Source organism: Streptomyces silvae, assembly GCF_016745505.1.
GTDB lineage: Bacteria > Actinomycetota > Actinomycetes > Streptomycetales > Streptomycetaceae > Streptomyces > Streptomyces silvae.
The window spans coordinates 1-22,758 of record NZ_JAERUC010000122.1; the positions used below are offsets into that span (position 1 = coordinate 1).

The window sequence follows — 22,758 nt, forward strand, 5'->3', positions numbered from 1 at the left end:
ACGATTAGTCATACTTGCTGGCCGTGACGGGGTGGGAGGGAGGGGAGGTTTCCCCAAAAGCCCTTACCTACCCCCCGGATGAACAACACCGCTCGAACCCCGGCCCTCGCGTCTCAGCCCTCGAAGCCCGAAGCTCAAGCGTCGACCCCGCAGGCATCCCTCGCCCCTCGAACGAGTGACAGCGGCGCACTCGGCGCTCGAACCCCGAGTCTCGGGGCCCGAGCGCCGGGGCCACCATCCGCCCCCGCGAGGCAGCATCTACTTCGGCGTGAGATCGGGGGTCTCGGGGAGCCCCGCGTTGTTCTCACAACCCAGCTCCTTCACCACGGAGAGGGCCCCGGTGTGAAGGATCTCCAGATTGGCGTCACGGGTCTCGGGGGTGTCCGGGGCGTCGCTCTCCCCCACCGAGAAGCTCCCGTAGACGCGCAGAGGTTTCGTCTCCGAGCCCTTGAGCCGCGGGCTCACGCACTCAAGGTAGAGCGAGGCCCCCGTGGCCCTCGCCTCGGACCTCTTGCCCATCGTGTAGGACACCGTGCCGGGGTCGGTCCTCAGGTCCTTCACGTCCTGCGGGGCGTACATGGAGAACTTGATCGCCGCTCCGTCACCGGCTCCGCCGCCCTTGGGGCTGAGCTCGCACAGTGCCTTCCCTGTGGCCCAGCTACGCCCGGACTCGTATCCGTCCGTCAGTGCTTCCACGACGGCCTTCAGGCCCTCGTCGCTCTGATAGAAGAACTCCGAGTCAGTCGTGACCGCCTCGACCTTTTTCGCCAAGGACGCGTCGAACAGGCCGCCGCAGACCTTGTCGGCCCCCACGAAGGTCTCCTCGGTGCTCTTGCCCTCCGCGTCCGAGCCGCAGGCCGCCAGACCTGCCCCCGCGGCCACGACCAGGCCGACGACGGCTGCCAGGCGCCCTGCCCGTGCCAGTCCCACGATGTTCATCCCTCCACCGGTACCCATGTTCTCGTCAGCCCGTTTCCGGATCCTGGCCCTGCTGGTTCTCCCGGTCGTTACCGGTCGAATAGCCGACCCTCATGGACTCCTTCATGTCCTGGCGGAACACCTTGTCCTCGTCCGAGTCCCCGGTGTTGCGGGCGAGGAACTCCTCCATCGGCGCTTCGGCCATGGACTCGCCGGCCCGATAGATCTTGTTCCATTCCTCCCTGGTCAGCTCCTCGGCCTTCTCCTTGCTCGCGTCGACCGAGTTGTCTGATATGTCACCGATGAACTGTCCCGCGAGCTGCTCCAGCCCACCACTGGCCGTGTCGGTGGCCAGGGGGATGAGCACGGCGGCCGTCCCGACCGCCGCGGTGGCCGGCAGGAAGGCGACGCCCGCGGCGATGCCCGCCGCCGCGCCGAACTCGACCCACCCGGAGCGCTTGGCGACAGCCTTCTCGTAGTCCTCGTGGCTCTTCATGTTGTCGGCCTGGACCTGGTCGGCCCGGGACTGGTCGAGCATGCCCTGGACCTCCGCGCCGACGTGCACGGCATTCCGGGCGCTGCCCTTGTCGATCACACCGTTGGAGTCGACCTGGTTCTCCAGCACACTCCGCGTGTACACCTCTTCCGCGGCCGAGACCGTCGCGTAGGCGTCCGGGTGCTGACCGAGGGCGCTGAGGAAGCCACGGGTGACGCTCCTGCCCTCGTCGTCGTCCTCGAAGTCGATGTGCCCGTCCGAGTCCTTGGGGGCGAAAACGCTGTCCGGGCTGCCCTTGTCCAGCGCCCAGTTGATGTCATCGATGTAGCCGGCGCCCATGGTGCCCAGGCTGTCGGACATCGCCTCCTGCTCCTTGAGCAGGCCGGCGTCCGCCCCGTACTTCTCCATGACCTGCTGCATAACCGCGGCGTTGTCGTCGTCCCGCACCACGCTCGCGTCCGGGTGCCCGGCCGGGTAGCCCAGGGTGGCCGACTCCAGCGCGTGCCCCAAGGCGTCCGGCATCTGGTTGAGGGAGTTCTTGAGCTCGTCCTCGTCGAGCGAGTTGACGTCGGGGAAGGACTCCCACTTCTCGTTGCCGAAGAAGTCGAGGTAGTTCTTGATCGGCGTGTCGCCGTTCTTGCCGAGGTCGGCCGTGGCGCCCTTGTTGACCGTGCCGTCCTCGTTGTACGCGGTCGGCGGGTCGTTGAAGAAGTGCTTGGCCGCGTCCGGGCTGTTGCCGAGTGCCTCCAGCATGGCGGTGGCCGGGTCGTATCCCGCACCGTTGACGCCGGAGGGGTTGAACGGGTTCTTGAACGGGCTGTTCACCTGTTTGTTGTCGGCGAACATGTACGGGTCCTTCTGGTGCAGCTGTGCCACATGCTCGGCGATCGGGTTGAGGAACGACTTGTCGTAGTTCCCGTACCGCATGATCCCGCCGAGCAGCTGGTAGCCGTACGGCCCGTTGTAGTCGTTCTTGGCCAGCGGGACACGTTCCGTACCCATCTTGCGGAGCTCGGGGCCCCACTTCTCGCTGAAGTCCTTGTCGTGGGAGGCGGTGGCCAGGTTGAGACCCAGGTTCTTCTGGAGCGCCTGGACGTCCTTGAGCCGCTCCTTGTCGAGCTTTCCGTACTCGTACGTGTCCGTGGAGAGCTGACCGAAGAACGCCAGGGACTTCTCCGGGCCGAGCTTCTCGTAGAAGTTCTTCGAGAACTCCACCGACTTGCTGTTGTCCGCGAGCAGTTCGTTGAGCTGCTGAAGCTCGGTGTGGGTGATGTCGCGGCCCTTGGAAGCCAGCGCGGCGGCCCGGGCGGCCTCCTCCTGGTCCATCTTCGTGTACTTCGGGGCGCTGAAGTCCTTGCGGTCCGTGACGTTGGCTTCGAGGGAGTTCTTGAAGGACACATCGGTGTCGTTGCAGTTGTCGACGATGAGGTCGATCTTCTTCTGCCAGGCAGCGATGTTCTTCTTCTCCTGCTGCACCAGCGCGGGATAGTCGGGGTCGTGGGCCTTCTGCTGGGGAGGTATGTCCTCCACCGGGTGGCGCGCGGTGACCTTTCCGTTTCCGTCCACCTTGATCCCGGCTGCGGGACCTTCGTGGTCCCGGATGTTGATCAGGTCGTCCTTGGCCTTCTTGATGGCCGTGTAACCCTCTTCGAGGACCTGTTTCACGCCCTTGGCCTCGGCCGCGGCGTCCGCGACCTCCTTGGCCGTCTTACCGATGAACGCCTTGGTGACTCCGGCGTTGAGGCCTTCCCAGTCCGCCTTGCCTGCCTTGGCCTGCATCCCGTCGCGGGCCTCGGTGGCCAGCTTCTCCAGATCACCGGCCATCTTCGACCAGTCGTCGGCAGCAGCCTTCAGCTTGCCCACGGGGGCGTCGACTATGTCCTCGTACTTCAGCATGCGCGTGGTCCCCCGACCGCTAGTTCATGTATTCCGTGAGCTTGGAGATCGGCGCCAGATCTCCCTCGATCTTCACGTCGTCCTTCGCGTGCTGGGCCTTCGTGTAATCGAGATGATTCGATATGTGCGCAAGGGAGTCCAGCAAGGTCTTCAGGTGCGTGTTCCAGCGGTCATGCACCTTGAGCACCGCGGAACCACTCGTGAAATTTCCGTTGGTGAGCGCGATCGCCGCGTCGAAGGTGGCCGGGCGGGCGTGGTCGCCCTCGCGCGACACCTTCACCCGCAGGTCATAGGCGTCATTTCCGATAGCGCCGAGGTCGTCCCGGTTGACCACCAGATCACCGGAATTACCCCCGCCCCCCTCGGCCGGGACACTGTTGATCTGCATGGCGCCGCGTGCGGCCGCAGCCGCACGCAGTTCGGCCCATTCTTGCTCGAAGCTCACGAATTTCCCCAAGTCCGTCCCTACAGACCGCTTCGTCCGAGACAGGCGGCCACCGACCCGTTCACCGTATCGTTTTCCTCTTCACCGGCAATGACCGGACGAGGAACTCAGGGCTCGACCACGCCTCGGGCGCACCGGTTCGCGCGAGCAGCATCGGGCCCTTGTCCGAGCACCGGATTCGGGGCAATCACGGGGAGTGCGTACATGGCCGTCGTCGTCTTCTTGTTCGTCATAGCCGCCGCGTTTCTGGTCATCGCGCTGGTCGGCCCCTACCGGCTGTACTGGCGGTCCCGGCCGCAGGCGGTGCGACAGCCCTCGGACGCTGCTCTCACGGCGGGGCGGGTCGTCGCGTTCGGGATCGCCGGGGTGTTCGTCTTCGGGGGGTGTTCGGTCCAGGCCGGCATCGACGAGCGGACCTGGAGCGCGAGCGAGGTCCGGGAGGCCGCCGAGGAGGCGGCGGAGTCACTGGCCGACGAGTCGCGGATCCGCAGTGATCCGACGGACGGCTACGCCTCACTGATCGAGGCGGGCGTCACGAAGGCGGGTGAGGGCGAGGGGCCCTCGTACGACGTCTCCGTTGAACGGGCCGGGGACGGGAACGACTACGAGATCTCGGCGGACGGCGCCGGCACCGTCTGCATGCACGTCATGGAGGAGAAGTCCGCGGAGGGTGGCGTCTTCGTGCCGGGGGCGGACGGTGGCAGCAGCGGATCGATCCCGGAGTACGACCTGACCGCCACCGTCGAGGGCGGCGCCTGCTGATCCGGCGGGCTGGAGCCGCGACGGCCCCCAGGTGCGGATCAGCCAGTGACCGCACCCACCAGGAAGAACGGGGCCGGTCAACGGCCGACCCGGGCGCGTGCAGACGAATCGGCCGCCAGCCGAAGCTGACGACCGATCGCGGACAGTCGAGGCTCGCCGTTACGGCCAAGAGCGTCACCCGGGCCGTGGTGCCTACTCGACGACCCGCACCGCACCCGACGGGCAGAGCGCGCCGGCCTCGCGCGCCAACGGGCGGGCCGCGCCGTCGGGTTCGGCGTCCAGAACCGTCACCAGGCCCTCGTCGTCCTGGTCAAACACCTCCGGTGCTGTCAACGCGCACATACCGGCTCCCACGCAGACCTCCCGGACGGCCGTCACACGCATAGCCGCTCCCTCCGCCGCGGTCACCAGGTGACCGGAAGTTCGTTGACGCCCTGGATCGTCGTGCCCGGTCGCAGGTCCAACCGGTCAACCGGCACCGCCAGCCGCAGGTCAGGCAACCGTTCGAGCAGCGCTGTGAGCACAACCTCCAGTTCGAGGCGAGCCAGGTTCTGGCCGAGGCACTGATGCACGCCGTAGCCGAAGGACAGGTGGTGGCGCGCCTCGCGTCGCACGTCGAAGACGTCCGGGTCGGCGAAGACCGAACTGTCGCGGTTGGCGATGGAGTTGGTGACGATGACCCCCTCACCGGCCCGGATGCACTGGCCGTCGATCTCGATGTCGGCCGTCGCGAAACGCCCCCCGGCGATGTCGGCGATCGCCAGAAGGCGCAGCAGTTCCTCCACCGCGCCCGGCACCAGCGACGGGTCGGCGCGCAGTGCGGCGTACTGCTCGGGGTGTTCGAGCAGGGTGATGACGCTCAGCGATGTCATCGACGCTGTGGTCTCGTGGCCGGCGACCAGCAAGAGGATCGCGGTCGACACCAGCTCATCCCGGTCGATCGTGCCCTTCTCCCACTGCTCCGTGACGAGGGTGCTCAGCAAGCCCGGACCCGGCTTGCCTCGCAGGGTGTCTGCCAGGCCGCCGAGGTAGCCCTCCAGGTCATCCCGAGCGGCCCGCGCCCCCGCCACGTCCGGTGACTGGATCAGCCGCTGGGACGCGTCCTGGAAGAAGTCGTGGTCGACGTAGGGCACGCCGAGCAGCTGACAGATCACCATGGACGGCACGGGCAGCGAGAACTGGCTGACGAGGTCGGCGGGCGGGCCGGAATCGATCATCCGGTCCAGAAAACCGTGCACAATCTGCTCGACGTCGGCCCGCATCCCCTTGATGCGCCGGACCGTGAACTCGCTGATGGTCATGCGCCGCTTCGGCCCGTGCTCCGGCGGGTCCAAGCCGATGAAGGCGGGGCGGCGGTCACGGAGGCTCTCCACTCGCCCCGAGGTTGCCGGGAAGTCGACGTGCCTCCGGTCGGAGGAGAGCCGTGGGTCGGCCAGCAGCTTCCGCGCCGTGTCATACCCGGTCACCAGCCATGCTTGACGACCGTCGTAGAGGGTCACGCGCTGCAGCGAACCTTCGCGTGTCCGGAGGTCGTTGTACTGATCGGGGAGGCGGTAGGGGCAGGTGCGGTCACTGGGGAAGGCGGGCGCACCTGATGGGGGCGTCGCAATCTCGGTCATCAGTCCCTCGATGCTCTCGACGCTTAAAGAACGGTCGGTTCTCTAATGCGAGGCTAGGGTGACCCATTCAGCACGTGCAACGGGTGCTCGACAAATGGCTGGGAGTCATGCCTCCACCAAACGGGGACGCGCCGGACCGGATGGACGGCGACCATCGAAGAAACCCTCGCCGCCGAGGCGAGGAACTGAAGAACGCCATCCTGGCGGCAGCCCTCGATGAACTCGCCGAGGCCGGCTACGCGGGACTGACGATGGAGCGCGTGGCGACGCGGGCCCGCACGGGCAAAGCCGCCCTGTACCGCCGATGGCCCAACCGTGCCGAACTCGTCGTCGAAGCCTGCACCGTCCATCGCCTCTCCGATGCCGACATGCCCGACACCGGCGCTCTACGTACCGACGTGCTCGCCGCACTACATCAGCTCTGCGCCAACCTGGCCACCTCGCATGGAGATCTCCTCCGCGGGCTGCTGGCCGAATCCGTGCACGACCCCGAGCTCGCCCAGCTGGTCCGCGAACGAGTGCACACAGCGGGCCCGGGGGCGATCCAGGGTGTTCTGCTGCGCGCCGTCGCACGTGGCGAGATCGAGCCGTGGATCCCCGCCTCGCGTCGCGCCACTGTGGCGGTCGACCTGCTCCGCAACTACTACTTCCTCCACGGGGCGCCGATCCCGGAGGGTGTCATCACCGAGATCGTCGACGACGTCTACCTCCCGCTGCTCCTCGCGCCGCCGGGTGCCCTACCGAGCACCGGCTCAGGCCAGGCGCCGAACGGGACGGCCGGAGACATCTAGCAACGCAGCTGCAGAGCCTTTCACACGGCTTGTCCGGCAAGTGCCCGCAGTTGCACGCCTGACAGCGGCCCTCAACCACCGCCCCCAGCCACGGAACGCTCCATCCGCGCCCGCCCCCTACGCCTTGGGCGTCGCCGCCACCGCCGCCTGCGGCCTGATCGGGAGGCGGTTGACCGGGCGGCCCGTGGCGGCGCGGACCGCTGAGGCCACCGCTGCCGGGGACGTCACCACCGGGGCCGCCGAGGCCGGCTTGGCGCCGAAGGGGGCCACCACGTCGCGTTCCTCGATCAGCTTGACGATGCGGATGTCCGGGGCGTCCAGCGACGTCGGGAGCGCGTACCCCGTGAGGTCAGGGTGGCGGATCAGGCCGCGGGCGGTGCGGAGGTTCTCCGTGAGGGCCGCGCCGATGCCCTGGGTGACGCCCGCCTCGATGCGGGTCGCCAGCTGGGACGGGTTCAGGATCCGGCCGACGTCCTGGGCGACGGCCATCTCGACCACCCGGACCGAGCCGAGCTCGATGTCGACGTCGACCACCGCGCGGACCGCGCAGAAGGCCAGGCCCACGAACGCGTCGCCCTGGCCCGACTCGTCGAGGGGTTCCGTGGGGTGCGGGCGGCACTGGGCGGTGGCCCAGAGTTCCTTGCCGTCCATCGCCTCCGTGACCGTCGTGGACAGCACACCGTCGTACGAGGTGATCTTGCCGTCGGCGATCTGGAGGAGCTCCGTGGACATCCCGAACTTGTGGGCCAGGGGCTGGAGGAGCTGGGTGCGGACCATCTTGGCGGCGCGTTCGATCGCGCCGCCCGAGACCCAGGTGTGCCGGCCGTGCGTCGCCGGGCCCGCGGGGGGCTGGTCGGTGTCCACCGCCGCCACGTGGACCTCTTCGACGCCCAGGGTCTCCTGGACGATCTGGCGTGCGAGCGTGGTGAATCCCTGGCCGGTCTCGACGGCCGCGCAGATGACGGTGGCGACGCCGTCGTGGACCCGGACCGTGGCCGTGGAGACCTCGTCGGTGCCCTCGGCGCCGAGCATGTGGACCATGCCGAGGGCGTAGCCGACACCTCTGCGTACGGCTCCGGGTTCGCCGGCGCCCTCCGGGCCCCCGGGGAGCAGCCAGTCGTCCTCCGGGGAGTCCTTGGGGAGCGCGGGCAGCGGGAAGTCGCGCAGCTCGCCGAGGAGTTCGGCGACGGGCGCGGGGCAGGTCACGGTCTGGCTGGTGGGCAGTATGTCGCCCGTGGACAGGGCGTTGCGCAGGCGGAGTTCGACCGGGTCGATGCCCAGCTTCGCCGCCAGCTTGTCCATCTGGCCCTCGTACGCGGCGCAGACCTGCATCGCGCCCTCGCCGCGCACATGCCCGGACGGCGGGTTGTTCGTACGGACCGCCCAGCCCTCGATGAAGGCGTGCGGGACGACGTACGGGCCGCACGCGAAGGCCACGGCGGCGGCCAGGGACTCGGACGAGGAGTCGGCGTACGCGCCCGCGTCGAGCAGGATCTGCGCCTCGACCTTGACCAGCCTGCCCTCGGTGTCCGCGTGGTGGCGGTAGCGCAGCAGGGTGGGGTGGCGGTGGGCGTGCCCGAGGAAGGACTCCTCGCGCGTGGCGGCCAGCTTGACCGGGCAGCCGGTGCGCAGGGCGAGCAGGCCCAGCGGGATCTGGAAGCCCGGGTCCTCCCGGTCGCCGGTCGCTCCGGGGACACCGGTCACGACGACCTTGACCCGCTCGGGGTCCAGGCCGAAGCAGGCCGCGGCCAGATCGCGGTCGGTGTGCGGGTCGGTGGACGCCGTGTAGAGCTCGACGCCCCCGTCTGGCCGGGGCACGGCGAGGCCGGCCTCCGCGCCGATCGGGGCGGGGTCCTGCCGGCCGATGCGGTACAGGCCCTCGACGATGACCTCGCCGACGGTGTCCGCGTCGCCGTAGCGCAGCGGGATGTGGCGGATGAGGTTGCCGTCGGGGTGCAGCGGTTCGGCTGCGAAAGCCTTCTCGGGGTCGGTGACCGGTTCGAGGACCTCGTACTCGACGGCGATCGCCGCGGCGGCCAGCCGGGCGGTGTCGGGGTGGTCCGCCGCGACGGCGGCGATGGCCTCCCCGTGGTGGCGTACGAGCTCGGAGGCGAACACGGGGCGGTCGACCACCCGGCGGCCGTACGAGCCGTCCCCGGGAATGTCCTCGTGCGTGACGACGGCACGCACCCCGGGCATCCCCGCGGCGGCCGTCGTGTCGATCGACAGGATGCGCGCGTGCGGGTGCGGGGAACGCAGCACCGCGGCCCACAGGAGCCCCTCGGCCCACAGGTCGGCCGCGTACGGGAAGGTGCCCTCCGTCTTGGCGCGGGCGTCGGCGGGCGGCAGGGAGGTGCCCAGGCCGAGCGCGGGCGGCTCCTGGTCCGGGGCGGGACCCTCGGGCGGCGGCGTCGTGCGCGTGGTGCTGGTCGCGGTGGCTGCGTCGCTGGTCACGCCGCCTCCTTGTCGTTCGCTCCGCTGTGGTGGCGGCTGGTGGTGGGGGTGACCGGTGGTGCGGGGGACGGCGCGGTGTTCACCGGACGTCTCCCTCGTGCTCGTGTGCCTGGACGCTGCCCGCGCCGGGGGCCGCCTGGTGCGGGATGCGCGGTCCGTCCTCGTCCGGGGCGGTCACCGCTTCCTCCGCGGTCGCCTCCCGGCCCTCGACGACCTCGCGTACGGCGTCGAGGACACCCCGGTAACCGGAACACCGGCAGAGGTTGCCGCACAGCGCCTGGCGGGTCTCCAGCTCGCTGGGGGCGTGGTTGCCCTCCAGGAGGTCGTGGACGGTCATGGCCATCCCGGGGATGCAGAAGCCGCACTGGACGGCGCCGCACTCGGCCAGGGCCCGCTGGACGTCGGAAGGTTCGCCGTCCACCGCGAGCCCCTCGACCGTACGGACCTCGCTGCCGGTCGTCGTGGCGGCGGGCACCAGGCAGGAGGCCACGAGCCGGCCGTCGACCTGGACGTTGCAGGCGCCGCACTCGCCCTGCGAGCAGCCGTCCTTGGCGCCGGCGAGGCCGAGGCGCTCCCGGAGCACGTACAGCAGCGACTCGCCGATCCAGGCGTCGCTGACGGGCCGGTCCACGCCGTTCACATGGAGGACGTACGACGCCGACGGGTGCTCGCTGGGGGCGGCGGGGGTGAGGGGGCCGGCAGGCTCCTCGGTGGGCACGAGGCCGTGTTCGGCGGCCGGTTCGGGGCCGGAGCCGGGGGTCGGTTCAGTGCCCGGGGCCGGTTCGGGGCCGGCCTCCTGTGCCTCTGGTGTCCCAGGTGCTTCGGCCGACGGCTCCGTGGACTCCGGCGCGGAGTCCGGCGCGGCGGACACCAGGGGCTCACCGGCCGCTTCCGGCGCACCGGCGGGCGCTGCCTGCTCCACAGGAAACTCGGCGTGCTCCGCGGCGAACTCGGGAGCCTCAGCCCTCTCGGCGGCCTCAGCAGGGGCCTGGGGGGCCTCCCCGGCGGCCTCTGCGGGCTCAGGAGCCTCCGGGGCTCCCACAGGTCCAGGTGCGGGCTCGGCGGGCGCGTGCGGGGCTTCCTCCGCGGCCGGTGCGGGCTCGGGTGCCGGCGGCTGCGTCGCCCACGGCGCGGGGGCGCCACCGGGCAGGGTGGCCGGGGCCCCGTCCGTGTACCACTGGGACGCCAGCGCCGACGACGCGAACTCGCCTGACTCGTCCGGGAGATCGCCGTTCGCCACCGGGATCGTCCACTCGCCGGTGTGCCCGGCGGGCTCGGGAGCCGGTTCGGGCTCGGGCTCGGCGGGGACCGCCTCGGCGAAGTTCCACTGGGCCGTCGTGGACGACGTCTGCCCGTACTGCGAGGTGTCCGGGTACGGCTGCTGGTACGGATCCTGCTGCTGGTTCGGGTCGGGCCAGTGCACCGCCTCCGGTGCGGGCTCCGTGCCCGTGGAGTGGGCGGCCCGCTCCTGCTGGCTCTGCGTCTGCACGACCCAGCTGCCCGTCGCCGACGGGTCGAGTCCCGCGGCCGGCGTCAGCGGCAGGATCATCGGCGGCACGTAGCTGTGGCCGGGCGCGGCCAGCGGGTCGTTCGCGAGGTCGGCGAGGTCCTCCGGGGGCAGGTGGACGAAGGCGGTCGCCTCGGCGTCGTACTCACCGCCCTGCGGGGTCGGCTGCCAGCCGGCGTACGGGTCGGGCTGCCCGTGCTGCTGCTCGGGGTTCTCCTCATTGCTCACGACAGTGCCCTCCCCAGTGCGCGTCGGGCGAGCGCGGCGACCGTGCGCCGCAGGTGCAGGACGGCGGGCGACAGCGGAGGTGCCTCTCCCCCGTCGTCCGGTGGTGCCTGGTCCGGGATGCAGGCCGCCGCGACGTACTCGCCGAAGGCGGCCAGCGCGTCGGGGGCCAGGCCGCGTTCGCCGTCCCAGTCGATCAGGGAGGCGATCCAGCGTTCGGCCTCCAGGGGCCGCAGCGGCATCGGGGCGATCGCGCCGACCGCGCAGCGCACCCCGCGCCGCGCCGGGTCCAGGACGATCGCGACGGACGCGGTGGCGCGGCCAGGACCGGTGCGGCCGGTCGCCTTGAGGAAGACCTGGGGCGCGTGCAGCAGGGGCACCCGGACGAAGCCGATCAGCTCGGCGGGTTCGAGCATCTCGCGGCCCGCGAGCAGGTGCGACACGGGGATCTCACGGCGGGCGCCCCCGGGGCCCGCGATGACCAGCTCGGCCTCCAGGGCGGCCAGCACCGGCAGGGCGTCGCCGGTCGGGGCGGCGGAGGCGATGTTCCCGCCGAGCGTCCCGGCGTTACGGATCTGGGGCGGGCCCGCAGCGCGCGCGGAAGCGGCCAGTGCGGGGATGAGCGCGGCGAAGTCGGGCCGTCCCATGCGCGCGTGGGTGAGCCCGGCTCCGAGCAGCGCGTGGCCGTCCTGGTAATGCCAGCCGCGCAGCTCGCTGATCCGGCCGAGACCGACCAGTCCCGAGGGCCGCAGGAGCCCCTTGTTGACGGCCGCCATGAGGTCCGTGCCCCCGGCGACGGGAACGGCTGCGGGCATGGCGCCGAGAGCCGCCACGGCCTCGTCGAGCGAGGCCGGGAGCGTCACCGACTGCATCGCCTGCGGTGCGTGCGTGGTCAACCCAGCTGCCCCTTCCCGGTGTCCCGGCAGTCCCGCCTGTCCGCCGTACGGTACGTGCTCACGGCCGGGACGTGGCAACTCTGGCACATCTTCCGGGCTGTCCGACGCGAGGGTCCGCGAAGGGTGTTTCCGTCCCCGACCAGGGGAAAAGTCACCTTTGGCAGTCCTTCTGCCCTGCGCACGAATTGACACTCTTCAGCTGGTTCGTACGACTTATTCGGTCCCCCTGGCCGACGGACGGGGTGGGGATCACACGACCGGGGGCAGTCCCTCGATCGGGCGACCCAGGACGCCGGGCCGGCGTTGCCACGGCAGCGGGCCCGTCGGCGGCCGGTAGCGGACACCCAGGGCGTCGAGCCGGGCGTAGTGGGTGTTCATCCGGCGTTCGAAATCGGCGAAGTCCCGCTCGCCCGGCACCGGGAGCCGTGACCAGGCGACCTCCGCGAAGGCGGCGAGCCTCGGGAAGACCTGGTAGTCGACGCGGTCCCGGTTCTGCATGACCTCGGTCCAGACGTTGGCCTGGGCGCCCATGATGTGCCCGGCGGCCTCCTCGGAGAGGCCCGGAGGCACCGGTTCGAAGCGGTAGACGTCCTCCAGGGTGCGGACGAAGCCGATGGGCATCGGCTCGTCGGGACCGCCGTGCTGACGGTGGTCCAGGTACACCTGCTGCTCGGGGCACATCACGACGTCGTGCCCCGCCTCGGCCGCCGCGATCCCGCCCGCGTAGCCCCGCCACGACGTCACGGCCGCGCCCTCGGCGAGACCGCCCTCCAGGATCTCGTCCCAGCCGATGAGGCGCCGCCCCCTGGCGGTGAGCCAGCCGTCGAAGTGGCGGATGAACCAGGACTGGAGTTCGTCCTCGTCGGCCAGACCCGCTTCGGCCATGCGGGCCTGCGCCGCCGGTGACGCCTTCCACTGGTCCTTGGGGCATTCGTCGCCGCCGATGTGGATGAACGGCGAGGTCTCGGCGGGGAACAGGTCGAGCAGTTCTTCGAGGACGCCTTCGAAGAAGCGCAGGGTGTTGTCAGTGGGGGCGAGTACGTTCGGATTGACCCCCCAGGTGTCCCACACGGAAAGCGCGGAGGTATCGATGACGTCGGTGTTGCCCAGTTCCGGATACGCGCTGATGGCTGCCTGCGAGTGGCCCGGGATGTCGATCTCGGGGACCACCCGGATATGCCGCTCGGCGGCGTAGGCGACGATTTCGCGGATGTCGTCCTGCGTGTAGAAACCGCCGTGCGGGGTCTCGTCCCACAGTTCGGAGGCACGGTGGCCGTATTTGGTGCGTGCGCGCCAGGCGCCCACTTCCGTGAGCCGGGGGTGGCGTTTGATCTCGACGCGCCAGCCCTGGTCGTCGGTGAGGTGGAAGTGGAAGACGTTCAGTTTGTGGGCGGTCAGCAGATCGAGCATGCGCAGCACGCCGTCCTTGGGCATGAAATGCCGCGCCACGTCGAGCATCAGACCACGCCAGCCGAAGCGCGGTCCGTCCTCGATCTCGGTGAACCCGATCTCCGTGGAGGTGGTGCCTCCCCGCGTGCCCGACGAGCGGACGGGCGCCCGGCGGAACGCCTGGGGGCCGAGGAGCTGCCGCAGGGTCTGCGCTCCCCAGAACACTCCGGCCGGGCCGCCCCCGGTGATCCGTACGCCCTCGGCGGGCGCCACGGTCAGCCGGTAGCCCTCGGGCTCCAGCGAGGGATCGACGCGCAGCTCAACGGTGTTCGCGGACCCGTCCACCGGCGTTCCGAGGGCGAGCGGCACACCGAAGGCGGCGCCGAGCGTGGTGCGCAGCCAGCGTTCCGTGCTCCCGGTGCCGGGGCCCGCCGTGAGGGTCGTGGCCCCGTCGAGGACGAATCCGCCCCGGGATCCGCCCCCGCCGTCGCCGGTGCGTACAGGTGCCGGGATCAGGTGGTCCATACGTCGATCAGTCCTTCACCGCGCCGCCGAGTCCGGAGACCAGACGCCGCTGTACGAGGACGAAGAAGACCAGGACGGGAATGGTCATCACGGTGGAGGCCGCCATGATCCCTCCCCAGTCGTTCTCGTCGGGTTTGAAGAAGACCAGCAGCGCCATGGGCAGCGTCGACTGGGAGGTGTCGCTGATGATGAACGATTTCGCGAACAGGAAGTCGTTCCAGGTCGAGATGAACGAGAAGACGCTGGTCGCCACGAGCCCGGGAAAGACGAGCGGGAAGAGGATCTGCCAGAGGAAGCGGGTGCGGCTCGCCCCGTCGATGTAGGCGGCCTCCTCCAGCGCCTCCGGGACGGCCTTGACGAATCCGCGCAGCATCCAGATGGCGAACGGCAGCGAGAAGGCGAGGTGCGGCAGGATCAGTGATCCCAGCGTGTTCAGCTGGCCGAAGTCCCGCATCAGGAAGAACAGCGGGATGGTCAGCGCCTCGACCGGCACCATCTGCGCCACGAGGAACATGATGAGCAGGGTCGTGCGGAACCTGAAGCGGAATCGCGTCACGGCCGTGGCGGCGAGGAAGGCGATCAGCGCGGAGACGATGACGACCGTTCCCGCGACGATCAGGCTGTTGAGGAAGTAGCGGCCGAATTCCTGTTGTTCGAAAACCCGCCGGAACGAGTCGAGCGACGGGGCGAGGGTCCAGGGGCGGGCCTCGGTGGACTGGATCTCGCCCGCCGGCTTGAAGGCGGAGAGCACCATCCAGTACAGCGGGAAGGCGACCACGACGGCGATGACGAGGGCCGCGGCCTCCGCCGCGAGCCTCCCGGGCCGGCGGACGCGCAGCAGCGTGCGTGCACTCACAGTTCCTCCCCCTGGCGCCGCACCAGGCGCAGATAGACCAGCGTGACGGCCAGCAGGATCACCAGCATCACGACGCCGATCGCGGACCCGAGGCTGTACTGCGAGGACGCGAACGCCTTCTGGTACGCGTACACGTTGAGCACCAGGTTCTGTCCGGCGATGCCGCCGCCGTTGGTCATGACGTAGATCTGGGTGAAGACCTTGAAGTCCCAGATGACCGACTGGATGGTGACGACGATCAGGATCGGCCGGAGCATCGGTGCCATGACCGACCGCCAGATCCGCCACTGCGAGGCGCCGTCCAGCGAGGCCGCCTCCAGCACCTCGGTGGGGATCGCCCGGATGCCGGCGTACACGGTGACCATCACGAACGGGAAGGAGCACCAGAGCACTTCGAGGAGCACCAGTGCGAAGGCGCTCCAGCGCCCGTACGTCCAGGAGAAGTCGCCGAGCCCCAGCACCTTGTTGACCGGGCCGAAGTCCGGGTCGAAGAGGAAGACCCAGACGGTCGAGCCGGTGATGGCCGGTGTGGCCCAGGCCCCGAGCGCGGCCATCATGAGCGCGAGCCGGGGCAGGGCGCGGACGCGGGTCAGCAGGACGGCCAGGGCGCAGCCGACGAACAGGGTGGCGAGCACGCAGGCCGCGGCGAAGACCACGGTCGCGAGGAGCACCTGCCAGAACTGGCTGTCGCGGAAGAGCGTGGCGTAGTTGCCGAAGCCCTGGAAGGTGGTCGGTTCGCCGCCGCTGACCTGGGCCTGGGTGTACTCCAGGAAGGAGATCAGGCCCAGTTGGTAGATCGGGTAGACGAGCAGCCCGCCGAGCAGGACGAGCGCCGGCAGCAGATAGAGCCAGGGGGTCCAGCCGGGGCGCCGCGCGGGTGAGGCCGGGCGGCGCCGGGGCGGGCGGGCCGGAGCCCCGCTCGCCCCGGGCACGGCGGGGACCTTGGCCGGTGCGGTGTTCGCGGTCATCGTCAGCCCGCTTCGGCGAACGCCGCGTCCATCTTCTTCGCCGCGTCGTCCGAGGCGGTGGCCACGTCCTTACGGCCGCTGACGATCTCCTGGAACATGTTCGGGAGCACCAGCGAGGCGTCGATCTGTCCCCAGGCAGGGGACGCCGGGACGAACTTGGCGCCCGCGCCGAGCGTGTCGACGAAGGGGCCGACGAAGGGCTCCTTCTCCGCGGCGGTGTCCAGCACGTCCGTGTACGTCGGCAGGAAGCCCATGGCGTCGAACATCTTCGCCTGGGTCTTCTTACCCGTCAGGGACTTCATCAGGTCGACCGCGAGGGTGCGGTGCGAACTGCTCTTGAGCACGCCGATGTTGTTGCCGCCGGCGAACGCCGGGGCGATCGTGCCCTTCTTCACGCCGGGCAGCGGCACGACGGCGTACTTGCCCTTCACGGCTCCCGCCTCGACCGCGGCGTGGCTGAAGTCACCGCCGATCGCCATGGCCGCCTTCCCGGACGCGAAGGCGGTGACGGTCGCGTTGCCGCCCATGGCCGCGCACTTGGCCGCGGGGCAGTTGTCGTCGCCGAAGAGCGAGGTGTAGGCCTCGATGCCCTTGCGGGCCTTCTCGGAGTTGATGGCCGACTGGTAGGTCACCCCGGTCTCGTCGGCCAGCTCACCGCCCTGCGCCCAGATGAACGGCATGGCGCCGTAGGTGTACGCGCCGCCGACCGCGAGGCCGTAGAGGCCGGGCTTCTTCGCGTGGATCTTCCTGGCGGTGGAGATCAGCTCGTCCTGGGACTTCGGGGGCTCGACGCCGAGCTCCTCGAAGACATCGGTGCGGTAGTACAGCGCCCGTACGCCGACGAAGAACGGCGCCCCGTAGACCTGGCCGCCCACGGTGACGGACTGCTTGGCCGTCGGGTCGGTGTCCTTGGCCTCGTCCCAGGCCGCGAACTCCTTGCTGACGTCGGCGAGCCCGCCGTCCTTCACGTATCCGGCGGTGTCGGTGTTGCCGTACTCGATGACGTCGGGGGCGCTCTTCGGGTCGTTGAAGGCGGCCTTGATGCGCTGGGCCCGGGTGTCGACGGGTATGTACTCGACCTCGACCTCGGCCCCCTCGTGGGCCTTCTCGAAGTCGGCGACCGCGGCGTCGACGACCTTCTCCTTGGGCTTGTTGCCGACCTCCTGGAAGAGCCAGACGCGGAGCGTGCCGGACTTCTTGTCGCCCTCGGCACTCGTGTCGGAGGTCTGCGGGGCGCAGGCGGTGGCGGTGAGGCCGGCCAGCACAAGTGCCGCGGCGGGAGCGGCGATTCGGGCAGAAAGCTTCATCCGGGACCCCTACCGGTCAATCGTTGCATTCCATGCAACGTGCGTTTCGTTCTGCACAACTTGCAGGAGACTAAGGGCGCCTCCCCACGCCGACAAGTGGTCTCAACCACTCTGTGACCCCGGGCATGCGAACGGCCCCCGGTGACACGCGTCCGCACGCGTGTCACCGGGGGCCGGGGTGAGAGGTAAGGGGATAAGAGGGCAGGTGCCCGGAAAGGAAAAAGGATAAGAGGCCGCGCGGGCTACTTCTTGCCGCTGTTGTCCTTGCCGCCCTTGCCCTTGTCCTTGTCGCCGCCGGCGCCCATGGACTCGTAGATCTCCTTGCACATGGGACAGACCGGGTACTTCTTCGGGTCGCGGCCCGGGACCCAGACCTTCCCGCACAGTGCCACCACGGGAGTGCCCTCCAGGGCGCTCGCCATGATCTTGTCCTTCTGGACGTAATGGGCGTAGCGCTCGTGGTCACCGTCGCCGTTCGACACCTGCGGCGTCGGCTCTACGAGGGTCCCCGTACCTGCCCCGCGCTCGGGCTCAAGAGTGCTCATAACTGCCAAGCGTACTGAAAGCTCCGCGCATCAGTTCAGCGAAGGGTCGTCCGGATACGTCGCGATCATCGCCAGTTCGCTGCGCTGGCGCCGCAGAACCGCACGCCAGAGGTTCTCCGGGCGTGGCGACGAGACGTCGCCCGGTTCCGACTCGACCACGTACCAGGCGCCGTCGGCCAGCTCCGACTCCAGCTGGCCGGGCCCCCAGCCCGCGTATCCGGCGAAGATCCGCAGCGAGCCGAGCGCCGCGGCGAGCAGCTCGGGCGGCGCGTCCAGGTCCACCAGACAGATCGCCCCGTGCACCCGGCGCCAGCCGATGGGGGCCTCCTCGCCGCCGCCCGTGCGGAGCCGGGAGCCCTGGGAGGTCCCCTCGTCCCCGGGGATCACCGCCACGCCCAGCGCCGAGTCGAGCGAGACCGGTCCGCCCTGGAAGACGACGTCCGGCTCACCGGTCAGACCGGCCCAGGACGCGAGGATGTCCCCGACGCCGACCGGGGTCGGGCGGTTGAGGACCACACCGAGCGAGCCCTCCTCGTCGTGGTCGAGGAGCAGCACCACCGCACGGTCGAAATTCGGGTCCGCCAGGGCGGGTGCGGCCACGAGCAGCCGTCCTGTGAGCGAGGACACCTCCGTCATGCCACAGATGATCCCGCATCCCGGCCCTCCGTGGGGGCCGAGTGGCCCGCCCGGTCCCGGCCGGCGCAGCCGCGCAGCTCAGGGCGTACGGGCGTCGCACGGGCGCACGGGGAGCGCCCGGCCGGCGGGCCGCCGGAGGCCCGTACGGACGGTGACCCTCCGCAAGGCCCGGGGAGCAGAACGTGTTGTGGCGGATTCATGACGTTCGTATACCCCCCGGCGCCTTACGGAAGGGGGGCGGGAGCCCATTACCCTTTTGATGGCCCCCTGCCCGACCACTCCGGAACGCGAGATACATGACCGGCACAGACGATGTCCTGCTTGTCCACGGCGGCACCCCGCTGGAGGGCGAGATCCGCGTCCGAGGCGCCAAGAACCTGGTGCCGAAGGCAATGGTCGCCGCGCTGCTCGGCAGCGGGCCCAGCCGGCTCCGCAACGTGCCCGACATCCGCGATGTGCGGGTGGTCCGGGGGCTGCTGCAGCTGCACGGCGTGACCGTACGCCCCGGCGACGAGCCGGGCGAACTCATCCTCGACCCGTCGCACGTCGAGAGCGCGAACGTCGCCGACATCGATGCCCACGCGGGCTCGTCGCGCATCCCGATCCTCTTCTGCGGCCCCCTGCTGCACCGTCTGGGCCACGCCTTCATCCCGGGCCTCGGCGGCTGCGACATCGGCGGCCGGCCGATCGACTTCCACTTCGAGGTGCTCCGCCAGTTCGGCGCGACCATCGAGAAGCGGGCCGACGGCCAGTACCTGGAGGCCCCGCAGCGGCTGCGCGGCACCAAGATCCGGCTGCCGTACCCCTCGGTGGGCTCCACCGAGCAGGTGCTGCTGACCGCCGTCCTCGCCGAGGGCGTCACCGAGCTGTCCAACGCGGCCGTCGAGCCGGAGATCGAGGACCTCATCTGCGTACTGCAGAAGATGGGCGCGATCATCTCCATGGACACCGACCGGACCATCCGGATCACCGGTGTCGACAAGCTCGACGGTTACACCCACCGGGCGATCCCGGACCGCCTGGAGGCGGCCTCCTGGGCGTCCGCGGCGCTGGCGACCGAGGGCAACATCTACGTGCGCGGCGCCCAGCAGCGCTCGATGATGACGTTCCTCAACACCTTCCGCCGTGTCGGGGGTGCCTTCGAGATCGACGACGAGGGCATCCGCTTCTGGCACCCGGGCGGCGCGCTGAACGCCATCGCGCTGGAGACGGACGTGCACCCCGGCTTCCAGACCGACTGGCAGCAGCCGCTCGTGGTGGCGCTGACCCAGGCGGCCGGCCTGTCGATCGTCCACGAGACGGTCTACGAGTCCCGGCTCGGGTTCACCTCGGCGCTCAACCAGATGGGTGCGCACATCCAGCTCTACCGTGAGTGCCTCGGGGGCTCCGACTGCCGCTTCGGGCAGCGGAACTTCCTGCACTCGGCGGTCGTGTCCGGGCCCACGAAGCTCCAGGGCGCGGATCTGGTCATCCCGGACCTGCGCGGCGGGTTCTCGTACCTGATCGCCGCCCTGGCGGCCCAGGGGACGTCCCGGGTGCACGGCATCGACCTGATCAACCGCGGCTACGAGAACTTCATGGACAAGCTCGAGAAGCTCGGCGCCAAGGTCGAACTGCCGGGCGGTTCACTCGTCTGACGCTCCACCCGGCGCGCTCCGGCGCGCGCACAGTGCTGCCGCACACAGCATTGCGCACCCCCGCACCACAGTCCGCCGCCCCGGTCCCCGTGAGGGACCGGGGCGGCGTTCGTGTGCGTGGGCCCGTTTCCCTGCCGTCGGCAGAAGCGCCGCAGAACGCCCGTACAGAGCCGAACGGGGCGGTCGGCCGCCCAGGAGACCGACCAGGGGTGCCGAGGGGCCGCAGACCGCCTCACAGCGCCCGCACGGGCGGTGTGCGCGCGGGTGAAGGCCCACGCGGAGGCTTCCGGACATGCCGAAGGGCGGCCGCCCCGGTCAGGACGGCCGCCCTTCTTGATGCCTTTGGGGCCTTACTTGCCCTTGGCGGCTTCCTTGAGCTTGGAGCCCGCGGAGACCTTCACGCTGTAGCCGGCCGGGATGTTGATCGGGTCGCCGGTCTGCGGGTTACGAGCGGTGCGAGCGGCACGGTGGGTGCGCTCGAAGGTCAGGAAGCCGGGGATGGTGACCTTCTCGTCGCCCTTGGCGACGATCTCGCCGACGGTCTCGGCGAGGGCGGCCAGAACGGCGTCGGCGTCCTTGCGGGTCACCTCGGCACGGTCGGCCAGGGCGGCCACCAGCTCACTGCGGTTCATGTTTGTACTCCCGTGTTCTTCTTGCCTGTGAGGCGTGAGATCGAAGCCGATGCTGCCAGGGCCCTCTGACAGTCCCCGGACCCGGGTCTGATGTCAGACCCTCGCGCCCGAATACGCATCCTGCCCCCACCTGCGGCGCTAACGCCAATCCGGAACCCCTCGACGTCACACGAAAAGCACCACCGAATGCCTGTGATGACGTTCCGTCGACTTGTTGGAGCGGTCCGCAGCGGATGCCGGGCCTGTGGGGCTCGCTGCCCGCCCACCCTAAAGGGGCGTTTGGGACGCCGCGACCCGCGACGCGCCGGACGGGGCCGCCGGACGTGAGCTACGGCACCGTCCGCGGGGGCCGTGGCCGACCCCCGCGGACGGCGTGTGGCAGGGCCGTGCGGTCGTACGGTCCTACGCGGGGTCGGACGCCGCCTCGGCGACTCCGGCCGCCTTCGCGGCCTCCCGGACGGCACCGGCGACGGCGCCCGCGACCTTGTCGTTGAAGACCGAGGGGATGATGTAGTTCGCGTTCACCTCGTCCTCCGCGACGACGTCGGCGAGGGCGCGCGCGGCGGCGAGCATCATCTCCGTGTTGACGGTGCGGGACTGAGCGTCCAGCAGACCGCGGAAGACACCCGGGAAGACCAGCACGTTGTTGATCTGGTTCGGGAAGTCGGAGCGCCCGGTGGCGACGACGGCCGCCGTCTCGCGCGCGACCGCCGGGTCCACCTCGGGGTCCGGGTTCGCGAGCGCGAACACGATCGCGCCCTCCGCCATGGCCGCGACGTCCGCGCCGTCCAGGACGTTCGGGGCGGAGACGCCGATGAAGACGTCGGAGCCGGCGACGGCCTGCTTGAGGGTGCCCGTGACGCCCTCGGGGTTGGTGTTGTCGGCGATCCAGCGCAGCGGCGAGTCGGGCGTGGCGTCCACCAGGTCCTCGCGGCCCGCGTGCACCACACCGTGGATGTCGGCGACGACCGTGTGCTTGACGCCGGCCGCGATGAGCAGCTTCAGGATGGCCGTACCGGCGGCGCCGGCGCCGGACATGACGACCCGTACGTCACCGATGGCCTTGCCGACCACGCGGAGCGCGTTGGTCAGCGCGGCCAGGACGACGATCGCGGTGCCGTGCTGGTCGTCGTGGAAGACCGGGATGTCCAGGGCCTCACGCAGCCGCGCCTCGATCTCGAAGCAGCGGGGGGCGGAGATGTCCTCCAGGTTGATGCCCGCGAAGCCGGGGGCGATCGCCTTGACGATCTCGACGATCGCGTCGGTGTCCTGGGTGTCCAGGCAGATCGGCCAGGCGTCGATGCCCGCGAACCGCTTGAAGAGGGCCGCCTTGCCCTCCATCACGGGGAGGGACGCCATCGGGCCGATGTTGCCGAGGCCGAGCACCGCCGAGCCGTCCGTGACCACCGCGACGGAGTTCCGCTTGATGGTCAGGCGGCGGGCGTCCTCGGGGTTCTCGGCGATCGCCATGCAGACCCGCGCCACACCCGGGGTGTAGATCATCGAGAGGTCGTCACGGTTGCGGATGGGGTGCTTGGACGCCATCTCGATCTTGCCGCCGAGGTGCATCAGGAACGTACGGTCGGAGACCTTGCCGAGGATGACGCCCTCGATGTCGCGCAGACCTTCGACGATCTCGTCCGCGTGCGAGGTGGAGGAGGCCGCGATCGTGACGTCGATCCGCAGCTTCTCGTGGCCGGAAGCGGTCACGTCGAGGCCGGTGACCGAGCCACCGGAGGACTCCACGGCCGTGGTGAGCTGGGAGACCGCTGTGCCGCTCGCGGGCACCTCCAGCCTGACCGTCATCGAGTACGAGACGCTGGGCGCCGTTGCCATGGCCGAGTCCTTCGCTTTCCTGAGCTTCGTTGCCGCACGCAGATGGGGTTCAGTCCCGTACGTGCGTTCCGATCGTCGCACCTACCGGCCGGTAGCAGGTAATGACTGCCACCTTTCGGAAACTTTTTTCCACCATACGAGAAGTGACGGTTCTGCGTAACCCCCGGCTTCCCGTCGGCCCCGGTGGCCCCAGGAGCCCTGGGGGCCCGATGAGCCGGACCGGGGAGACCCGGAAACACAAACAGACCCGCGCCACCGTCAGGTGACGCGGGTCTGTCTTCTTGCTGTCAGGTGACACCGGCCCGCCATGCTCGCCTCGCGGCAAGTGGTCGCTCGAAGCGACGAAGGTTGGGCCCGGGGGCTTGGATCGAGCCGGTGCCAACACCAGGCTAACAAAGACCCCGGAAAAGTGATTCCC

At 70.0% G+C, this 22,758-nt stretch carries 19 protein-coding genes; 3 read left to right on the top strand and 16 right to left on the bottom strand.

Annotation, left to right across the window (positions count from 1 at the left end; translation table 11 throughout):
* Window positions 1-258: 258 nt before the first annotated feature.
* Genes JKV81_RS18530 through JKV81_RS18540 form a run of 3 tightly spaced genes read right to left on the bottom strand, consistent with a single transcriptional unit; the run spans window position 259 to window position 3,755 of the window.
* Entirely contained in the window at window positions 259-939 is a 681-nt protein-coding gene (locus JKV81_RS18530; protein WP_236057100.1) for a hypothetical protein, read from the bottom strand.
* 25 nt (window positions 940-964) lie between these two features.
* Window positions 965-3,310 carry a hypothetical protein gene (locus JKV81_RS18535; protein WP_129263594.1) on the bottom strand — a complete coding sequence of 782 codons (2,346 nt, stop codon included), beginning with the start codon at window positions 3,308-3,310 and terminating at the stop codon, window positions 965-967.
* Between the two features lie 19 nt (window positions 3,311-3,329).
* Window positions 3,330-3,755, bottom strand: a complete 426-nt coding sequence (locus tag JKV81_RS18540) for a hypothetical protein (RefSeq protein WP_099172902.1) — start codon at window positions 3,753-3,755, stop codon at window positions 3,330-3,332.
* Between the two features lie 204 nt (window positions 3,756-3,959).
* Here JKV81_RS18540 and JKV81_RS18545 point away from each other — a divergent pair, with 204 nt between their 5' ends.
* The gene (locus JKV81_RS18545; RefSeq protein ID WP_202076855.1) at window positions 3,960-4,517 is read left to right on the top strand and encodes a hypothetical protein; all 558 of its coding nucleotides are present in this window, start codon (window positions 3,960-3,962) and stop codon (window positions 4,515-4,517) included.
* Between the two features lie 192 nt (window positions 4,518-4,709).
* Here the strand turns inward: JKV81_RS18545 and JKV81_RS18550 are convergent, their stop codons facing one another.
* Window positions 4,710-4,901, bottom strand: a complete 192-nt coding sequence (locus JKV81_RS18550) for a ferredoxin (protein ID WP_129263597.1) — start codon at window positions 4,899-4,901, stop codon at window positions 4,710-4,712.
* 20 nt (window positions 4,902-4,921) lie between these two features.
* The gene (locus tag JKV81_RS18555; RefSeq protein WP_202076856.1) at window positions 4,922-6,136 is read right to left on the bottom strand and encodes a cytochrome P450; all 1,215 of its coding nucleotides are present in this window, start codon (window positions 6,134-6,136) and stop codon (window positions 4,922-4,924) included.
* Window positions 6,137-6,243: 107 nt separating this feature from the next.
* On the opposite strand from JKV81_RS18555, the gene JKV81_RS18560 reads away from it, so the two are divergent.
* Window positions 6,244-6,927: a TetR/AcrR family transcriptional regulator gene (locus JKV81_RS18560; RefSeq protein WP_202076857.1), complete on the top strand. Its 684-nt coding sequence runs from the start codon at window positions 6,244-6,246 to the stop codon at window positions 6,925-6,927.
* Between the two features lie 117 nt (window positions 6,928-7,044).
* Here JKV81_RS18560 and JKV81_RS18565 read toward each other — a convergent pair whose 3' ends face one another.
* From JKV81_RS18565 to JKV81_RS18605, 9 genes are all read right to left on the bottom strand, one after another.
* Window positions 7,045-9,381 (bottom strand): xanthine dehydrogenase family protein molybdopterin-binding subunit, encoded by a 2,337-nt coding sequence (locus JKV81_RS18565; protein WP_129263607.1) that lies wholly within the window; start codon window positions 9,379-9,381, stop codon window positions 7,045-7,047.
* 79 nt (window positions 9,382-9,460) lie between these two features.
* A complete protein-coding gene (locus JKV81_RS18570; protein ID WP_202076858.1) occupies window positions 9,461-11,116 on the bottom strand; it encodes a (2Fe-2S)-binding protein in 1,656 nt (551 codons plus the stop codon).
* Window positions 11,113-12,009 carry an FAD binding domain-containing protein gene (locus tag JKV81_RS18575; RefSeq protein WP_164493690.1) on the bottom strand — a complete coding sequence of 299 codons (897 nt, stop codon included), beginning with the start codon at window positions 12,007-12,009 and terminating at the stop codon, window positions 11,113-11,115. The genes JKV81_RS18570 and JKV81_RS18575 overlap by 4 nt, the downstream gene beginning before the upstream one ends.
* A 249-nt stretch (window positions 12,010-12,258) precedes the next feature.
* Window positions 12,259-13,923, bottom strand: coding sequence for a beta-N-acetylhexosaminidase (locus JKV81_RS18580; protein WP_202076859.1), 1,665 nt, complete (start codon window positions 13,921-13,923; stop codon window positions 12,259-12,261).
* Between the two features lie 7 nt (window positions 13,924-13,930).
* Window positions 13,931-14,779 (bottom strand): carbohydrate ABC transporter permease, encoded by an 849-nt coding sequence (locus tag JKV81_RS18585; RefSeq protein WP_129263615.1) that lies wholly within the window; start codon window positions 14,777-14,779, stop codon window positions 13,931-13,933.
* Complete coding sequence (locus JKV81_RS18590) at window positions 14,776-15,747, bottom strand: carbohydrate ABC transporter permease (protein ID WP_129263618.1); 972 nt, start codon at window positions 15,745-15,747, stop codon at window positions 14,776-14,778. Before JKV81_RS18590 ends, JKV81_RS18585 begins: the two co-directional genes overlap by 4 nt.
* Before the next feature lie 2 nt (window positions 15,748-15,749).
* Window positions 15,750-17,054, bottom strand: coding sequence for an extracellular solute-binding protein (locus JKV81_RS18595; RefSeq protein ID WP_129263621.1), 1,305 nt, complete (start codon window positions 17,052-17,054; stop codon window positions 15,750-15,752).
* A gap of 242 nt (window positions 17,055-17,296) precedes the next feature.
* Window positions 17,297-17,599, bottom strand: coding sequence for a DUF3039 domain-containing protein (locus JKV81_RS18600; protein WP_042837321.1), 303 nt, complete (start codon window positions 17,597-17,599; stop codon window positions 17,297-17,299).
* Between the two features lie 30 nt (window positions 17,600-17,629).
* Window positions 17,630-18,235, bottom strand: coding sequence for a YqgE/AlgH family protein (locus tag JKV81_RS18605; protein WP_202076860.1), 606 nt, complete (start codon window positions 18,233-18,235; stop codon window positions 17,630-17,632).
* 296 nt (window positions 18,236-18,531) lie between these two features.
* On the opposite strand from JKV81_RS18605, the gene murA reads away from it, so the two are divergent.
* Window positions 18,532-19,872, top strand: a complete 1,341-nt coding sequence (murA, locus tag JKV81_RS18610; protein ID WP_015608864.1) for a UDP-N-acetylglucosamine 1-carboxyvinyltransferase — start codon at window positions 18,532-18,534, stop codon at window positions 19,870-19,872.
* Window positions 19,873-20,222: 350 nt separating this feature from the next.
* Here the strand turns inward: murA and JKV81_RS18615 are convergent, their stop codons facing one another.
* Window positions 20,223-20,504, bottom strand: coding sequence for an HU family DNA-binding protein (locus JKV81_RS18615; RefSeq protein ID WP_003968811.1), 282 nt, complete (start codon window positions 20,502-20,504; stop codon window positions 20,223-20,225).
* Window positions 20,505-20,906: 402 nt separating this feature from the next.
* On the bottom strand, window positions 20,907-22,340 hold the full coding sequence (locus JKV81_RS18620) for an NAD-dependent malic enzyme (protein WP_124276194.1): 1,434 nt from the start codon (window positions 22,338-22,340) through the stop codon (window positions 20,907-20,909).
* Between the last annotated feature and the right edge of the window lie 418 nt (window positions 22,341-22,758).